This window comes from Nocardia sp. NPDC055321, from assembly GCF_053645575.1.
The window spans coordinates 189,335-195,842 of sequence record NZ_JBSHMS010000008.1 but is presented as its reverse complement, the minus strand read 5'-3'; the positions used below and the strand labels follow the sequence as shown (position 1 = coordinate 195,842).

Here is a 6,508-nt window from a genome sequence, read left to right as displayed (position 1 = left end):
TTATGTTTCCCATCTCCCCCCCCCCCCCGCGGCCGCCCCCCCCCCCCCCCCCCGCCGCGGTGGAGAACCTGCTCGAATTACCGATGTACTCAATGGCTGATGGCGAGGTCATCGAGGTTATGCAGGAACTCGAGACCAGTTTCCGCAAGTTGGAGGCGGTGAAGCAGCGGTTCGCTCTCGAGTGTGGAGCGCGAGGCTTGTCCTCCGCAGCGGGTGTGAAGAGCATGATCCTGTTCCTGCAACAGACACTGCGACTGTCCTACGCCGAGGCCGCCGCCCGCGTACGCAACGCCGATCTGCTGTCGACGGTGTCGGCGGGTTCGAGCACCCGGCCGCCGAAATTGCCGCTCGTAGCTAAAGCGCAACGCGCCGGAGAGATCTCCGCCGACCACGTGAAGGCCATCAACGACGCGCTCGAGAGGATCCCCGACGCCGCCGGTCCGGAAGTGAAGGATCACGCCGAGGAGCATCTGACCTCGTATGCCCGCGAAGGCGACCCGAAGGGCGTGACCAAACTCGGAGTGCATATCCTCGCTCACGTCGACCCGGATGGGCGGTTGACCGAGGACCGGGACCGGCAGCGAGTCCGGAGCGTCAAGATCGGGCACCAGGGCATCGACGGCATGTACCCGATCTCGGGATACCTCACCCCACAGCTGGGGGCGGTCATGATCCCGATGTTCGAGAAATTCGGACGACCCGGCATGTGCAACCCCGACGATCCCGAAAGCCCGTGGACCACCGCAGAACTCGGCCTCGATACCGAACTCGACGACGGCGACGAGAACGCCGACGACGCCGATGCGAACGACCCCTCGCTGACCCCGGCCCAGCGTGCCCGCGCCGCCCTCCGAGCGAAACTGCGTGCCGCTGCCAAACGCGATCACCGCAACGCCGAGCAACGCAACCACGACGCCCTGCTGGTGTTCTTCCGCCCCGACATGGGACCCACGAAGCTCGGATCGCATCGCGGACTTCCGGTCTCGACCATCATCACCATGAGCATCGACGACCTGGAAAAGCGCACAGGGGTCGCCACCACCGCCACCGGCGGCACCATGTCGATCACCCAAGCACTCCAGGTCGCCAGGAACTCCACCCCCTACCTGGTCGTGCTCGACCGCAACGGCCGCCCACTGCATTTGTCCCGGGGACAGCGTCTCGCCAACCCCGCACAACGGTTGGCGCTCACCGCCACCGAACGCGGCTGCACCCGCCCCGGATGCGACGCGCCAGCGAGCCGCTCCGCTGTACACCACATCCGAGAATGGGCCGATGGCGGCGAAACGGACATCGAGAACCTGACCTTGGCGTGCGATGCCTGCCACGCCCAGATCAATACCGGACCGAACGGGTGGGGAACGGTTGTGATGGGCGAGGATTCAGAGAATCCGGGCAAGACCGGGTGGATCCCACCACCACATATCGACCCGGCGCGGAGACCTCGGGTGAACTTCCGTCATCATCCCCAGTTTCCGGGTATTCCCGCGCGATGGCGCTGTTAGCCACCCGGCCCTGGGTATCGAGTCTCACCGCTGTTTTCCACTCTGCCTCTTCGGCTTTCCCATGCCGAAGGGGCTCCTCGCGCGCCCACGCATATGGCCCGCTCTTCTCACCCGTGCGGCTGGTGCATCCACACGCATCAGTGTTCACGCCCGTGGCCGACGTAGCCCAACCCCACACCCACTCCGGCTCCCAGCGGGGTTCGGGAGAGCAGGCAAAACAGATGCGGCAGTGCTGGTCACCTCGCCTGCCGTACCCGACCTTCGGCTCCCCAGCCGGGCGACCCCTCACCCTCCCAGCTGGGCTGGCCGGCCGTGGGAGCCTTCTCGAGATTTACAGACAAAGACTCGTCATCGCCGAATGCGGGTTCTGTCCGGGCCGGTGATTGCTGTACCCGGTCCAGGGTTCGGAACTCGGCCACGCATCCGAAGGCTTCGATCCCGCTTATCGGCCCGGGAGGGCTGGAACCGCCGCCGAGGCACCCAATCCGGCCCCGGCTGGTACTCCGTGATCCAGGCGTTCTTCCCCCCGGTAGAGCACCCAACCGTCGCCGAGTCTCCCGGCTTGCCCCCGCTGGTACTCCGTTCTCTAGTCGTCTTTCCTGCGGTAGGGCTCTCAAACGCCGTCGAGGCACCCAACCCACCCCGGCTGGAACTCCGTTGTCCTGGCTTCTTTCCTGCGGTAGGGCGCCCACCTGCGACCGAGGCACCCAAGTCTTCCCGCCGGTACTCCGTTATCCAGGCGCCCTTTCCCAGCCAGGCACCCAACCGCAGCCGAGTCTCCAACGCGCCTCCGCCGGTACTCCGTCTTAGGGTCATCTCTCCTCCGGCAGGTCACCCACCCGCCGCCAAGGCACCCAAATCTTCCCGCCGGTACTCCGCCATCCAAGCATCTCGCCTCGGGCATCGCTGGAACTGCCACCGATGCATCAACCAGGCCTGGCCGGTACTCGACCTGCCGCCGGCACTCCCACACCCCCACACACCAATCCCCCAGCGCTACAACACCTCTCCACCCACACTCGGAACCTGCCAGATATCCGGCGGGACCGTCGCGAGCGACCGCCCATGCGAATCCAGCACGCGCCCGAGCAATTTCTCGTGCCGCATGGTGATGGCGCGTTCGATGATGGTCAGATCGGGGTGCAGGGTCGTCAGTTGATTCTCGAAGCGGGTCACCTCCGAGACCGAGTGCAGCGACGCCTGCAGGACGATGTTGCTCGCACCGCTGACCGCCGCGCAGTTGCGGGTTTGGGGCAGGCGGATGAGGTTGTAGCCGATGTCGGGGAGGGTGGCGGCGGGAGCCGTGGCCCGAAAGGTCACCGCTACGGGCCAGCCGCCCAGGGGGCGGGCGAAGTCGCAGCGGAAGGACAGCAGGCCGAGGCGGGTCAATTCGTCGAGGCGGCGTTTGACCGTGGAATTGCTGATACCCAGCGCGGTGGCAAGAGCCTGATGGGAGGCTCGGCCGTCGAGGGAGAGGCGGCCGAGCATGGCTCGGTCGAGGTCGGTCAGGCGTCGGCGGTCTCTATCGGCTCGCGTGGGATCGGGTTGCGCCCGCAGGCGGTCGCGCTGGCCGGGAGCGAGGGCGTCGATGCGCCAGCTGCCGCCCTCGGCGAACCAGTGGGTGACTATTTGCGCCTTCACCCCCACCACGTGCGGCAACGCGGGCAGCACATCCAGGGTGTAGGTCGCCATCCTGTCGAGATCACCGGTGCCGACGGTGGCGAAGATGCGATTGCTGTCGGCCGAGCGCTCCAGGGTGAGCATGTGCGGATGCGCGGCGAGGGTCCGCACGACCGTCGCGGTTTCCCCTGCCGCACAGTCGATGTCGATGTACGCGGCGCAGACGTCGTCGTACAGTGCGGGTCCGGGTGAAACACACACCCACGCATCTCCGCGCTCGTGCAGGCGCTGCCAGCGCCGGGCTACGGTGACCGGATCGACGTCCAGCACTCCGCCCAGTTCGGTCCAGGATGCCCGCGGTCGCAATTGCAGCGCGTGAATCAGCGCGAGATCCTCTTCGGTCAGTAGTCTGACATCATCCTGCACGCGTCCAGTTCCTCACGGTGAAATCCTGCGATTCCAGTGGTCCCGGCGACCAGTCTCGCACAATAGCGGCGAGCCAATTCACAGCGGAGGTTGATCGTGGCATTCGGTGACTATCAGAACGAGATCTATTTCAACGGGCTGCGCGGGGTCGTTCCCGCCTACCCGGTGAGTGCGGCGGAGCTGGAACAGCGCGCGCAGGCGGCATTGCCGCCCTCGATCTGGTCGTATGTGGCGGGTGGCGCGGGCGATGAGCGCACGCAGCGCGCCAATGTCGAAGCCTTCGATCACTGGGGCATCGTGCCGCGCATGTTCGTGGGCGCCAAGGAACGCGATCTGTCGCTCGATCTGTTCGGAATGACGCTGCCCGCACCGGTTTTCATGTCTCCCATCGGCGTGATCGGCCTCTGCGCACAGGATGGCCACGGCGATATCGCCACCGCGAAGGCCGCGGCCCGGACCGGCGTGCCCATGGTTGCCTCCACCCTCATGGTGGATCCGCTGGAAGACGTCGCCGCCGAATTCGGTGATACCCCGGGCTTTTTCCAGCTCTACACGCCCACCGATCGCGATCTCGCGGCCAGTCTGGTCGAGCGCGCCGAGGCGGCCGGCTACAAGGGCATCGTGGTCACCCTCGATACCTGGGTGACCGGCTGGCGGCCGCGCGATCTGTCCACCGGCAATTTCCCGCAGTTGCGCGGCCACTGCCTGGCGAATTATTTCAGCGATCCGGTCTTCCGCAAGGCCTTGGCGCAGTCGCCCGAGCAGGATCCGCAGTCGGCCATCCTGCGCTGGATTCAGGTCTTCGGCAATCCTCTCACCTGGGAGGATCTGCCGTGGCTGCGCTCGCTCACCACGCTGCCGCTGATCGTCAAGGGCATCTGCCATCCCGAGGATGCCCGCCGCGCTCGTGATCTCGGCGTCGACGGCATCTACTGCTCGAATCACGGTGGCCGCCAGGCCAATGGCGGTATTCCGGCGCTCGATCTGCTGCCCGATGTGGTCGAGGCAGCCGATGGTCTGCCGGTGCTCTTCGATTCCGGCGTGCGCACCGGCGCGGACATCATCAAGGCGCTGGGGCTCGGCGCGACCGCGGTGGGCATCGGCCGCCCGTACGCGTACGGGCTGGCGCTGGGCGGTGTGGACGGCATCGTGCACGTGCTGCGCAGTCTGCTCGCCGAAGCCGATCTGATCATGGCGGTGGACGGCTATCCGACCCTCGCGGATATCACCCGGGATGCCATGCGACCGGTTCGCTGATCTCCACCGGCGGCTGTTCGCTTACGCGACAGTGGTTTTCAGCGTGCGCCAGGCGCGTGGCGCGGTGCCGTGCTCGCGGCGGAACAGCCGGGTGAAGTACGCCGGGTCGGCGATGCCGATCCGGCGCGACAGCTCGCCGATGGACAGTTCGGTGTCGCTCAGCAGGCGGCGGGCTTCGCTCATGCGCCGTTCCAGGATCCAATCCTGCACCGTGCGGCCGGTGCGGCGGCGGACCAGGGTGGTGAGATAGGCGGGAGTCATCCCCACCGCGCGGGCGACGTCCCGCAGCGACAGCGTGTCACCGAAGCGCTGTTCGATGACTTCGAAGACCTCGGCCAGCACCGCTTCGTTGCTGCGCCGCAGGTCGCCCACCACATCCACGGCGAGCCGGGAGACATCCACCAGCAGCAGCGTCAGATGCGCCGCCGCGGCCTGCCGGTATCCGGCCCGGCACGCGGACAGTTCGTCCTCGATGGCCGCGATGGCGTTCTCCCACAGCGGTTGTCGCTCCGGCGGCACGTGCAAGCGAAGCAGTCCACCCGGTATCCCGTGCAGGAACGGGAACAGCAGCGGGTGCGCGCGCCAGGCGGGCCAGGGCGCGGTGGTGTCGTCCCCGAGTGCGGCGGGATCGAAGAGTATCCCGCTGGCCCCGGCCAGGTGCACGCCCGACCCGTCCACCACCACGCCCGGTGACACCACGTAGATGTCACCGACGCGCACTCCCGCCGCCGCGGCTTCCGCCCCGGGCAGGGTGCTGTCGACGTACATCAGCACGGGGAAGTCGTGGATATGCGGATTCCCCTGCGCAGGCGGCGCCCCGACGGTGAAGCGCACCACCGACATGGGCGGCGCCGCCGGGTCCGAGGTGTAGCGGTAGACCGGCACACCCGCCTCGTAGCGCACCGGATAACTACGCGAGGTCATGACCTAAAGATAATCCTGATTCTGCCGATGATCGCCCAATTGTGCGGCTGCGCTGCCACACATCATGGAATGCATGACCAAAAATACTCCTGCCGCCGACACCGCGAGCCATCACCACGACTATCTCCCCGCCGCTGGCCGCGATGCCATGCTCCCCTTCTACGATCTGTTCACCCGCCTGCTCGGCGTGCGCGCCGTGCACCGCACGCTGCTGCGGCACGCGGATATCGCGCCCGGCGCGCGAGTCCTGGAAATCGGCTGCGGCACCGGCAATCTCACCCTGGCAGCCCTCGATGCCCACCCGGGCGCCGACATCATCGGCACCGATCCCGATCCCCTCGCGCTGGAGCGCGCGCAGCGCAAGGCGCACGGCCGCACGGGAATCGCCTTCCAGCACGGCTACGCCCAGGATCTCCCGTTCGAGGACGCCGCCTTCGATCGCGTCCTGTCCGCGTTCATGCTGCATCACATCCCCACCGAGCTGAAGTCCGCCGTCGCCGCCGACGCGTTCCGGGTGCTGCGGCCCGGCGGCCAGTTGCACCTCGTCGACGTCGGCGGCGAGGTCACCCCCGCCGACGGCTACGCCGCTCGCCGGCTGCTGTCGAATCCCCATGCGGCCGACAACCTCGGGCGAGCCATTCCCACCCTGCTGAGCGCCGCCGGATTCGACTGCGAGACCACCGAATCTCGTCCCCACCGCGCGATCGGCCGCATCACCTACTACCGCGCGACCCGTCCCGCCTGAGCGCTCCGATCGAGGCGGGGCTCAGCGCACA

The 6,508-nt window shown here is 67.3% G+C and carries 5 protein-coding genes; 3 read left to right on the top strand and 2 right to left on the bottom strand.

What is annotated here, in order from left to right:
- Nucleotides 1-92: 92 nt before the first annotated feature.
- Entirely contained in the window at nt 93-1,505 is a 1,413-nt protein-coding gene (locus ACWIGI_RS15395; RefSeq protein ID WP_454203017.1) for a DUF222 domain-containing protein, read from the top strand.
- Nucleotides 1,506-2,501: 996 nt separating this feature from the next.
- Here ACWIGI_RS15395 and ACWIGI_RS15390 read toward each other — a convergent pair.
- A complete protein-coding gene (locus tag ACWIGI_RS15390; protein ID WP_454203016.1) occupies nt 2,502-3,551 on the bottom strand; it encodes an AsnC family transcriptional regulator in 1,050 nt (349 codons plus the stop codon).
- Nucleotides 3,552-3,647: 96 nt separating this feature from the next.
- Here ACWIGI_RS15390 and ACWIGI_RS15385 point away from each other — a divergent pair, with 96 nt between their 5' ends.
- On the top strand, nt 3,648-4,808 hold the full coding sequence (locus ACWIGI_RS15385; RefSeq protein WP_454203015.1) for a lactate 2-monooxygenase: 1,161 nt from the start codon (nt 3,648-3,650) through the stop codon (nt 4,806-4,808).
- Between the two features lie 21 nt (nt 4,809-4,829).
- On the opposite strand, the gene ACWIGI_RS15380 is transcribed toward ACWIGI_RS15385, so the two are convergent.
- Complete coding sequence (locus tag ACWIGI_RS15380) at nt 4,830-5,732, bottom strand: helix-turn-helix transcriptional regulator (RefSeq protein ID WP_454203014.1); 903 nt, start codon at nt 5,730-5,732, stop codon at nt 4,830-4,832.
- Nucleotides 5,733-5,805: 73 nt separating this feature from the next.
- Between ACWIGI_RS15380 and ACWIGI_RS15375 the strand changes: the two genes are divergently transcribed.
- On the top strand, nt 5,806-6,477 hold the full coding sequence (locus ACWIGI_RS15375) for a class I SAM-dependent methyltransferase (protein WP_454203013.1): 672 nt from the start codon (nt 5,806-5,808) through the stop codon (nt 6,475-6,477).
- The last annotated feature ends 31 nt before the right edge of the window (nt 6,478-6,508 follow it).

Excerpts from the sequence above, each read along its gene's own strand:
- ACWIGI_RS15395 (WP_454203017.1), top strand. The coding sequence starts at position 93 with ATGGCTGATGGCGAGGTCATCGAGGTTATGCAGGAACTCGAGACCAGT.
- ACWIGI_RS15380 (WP_454203014.1), bottom strand. The coding sequence starts at position 5,732 with ATGACCTCGCGTAGTTATCCGGTGCGCTACGAGGCGGGTGTGCCGGTC.
- ACWIGI_RS15375 (WP_454203013.1), top strand. The coding sequence starts at position 5,806 with ATGACCAAAAATACTCCTGCCGCCGACACCGCGAGCCATCACCACGAC.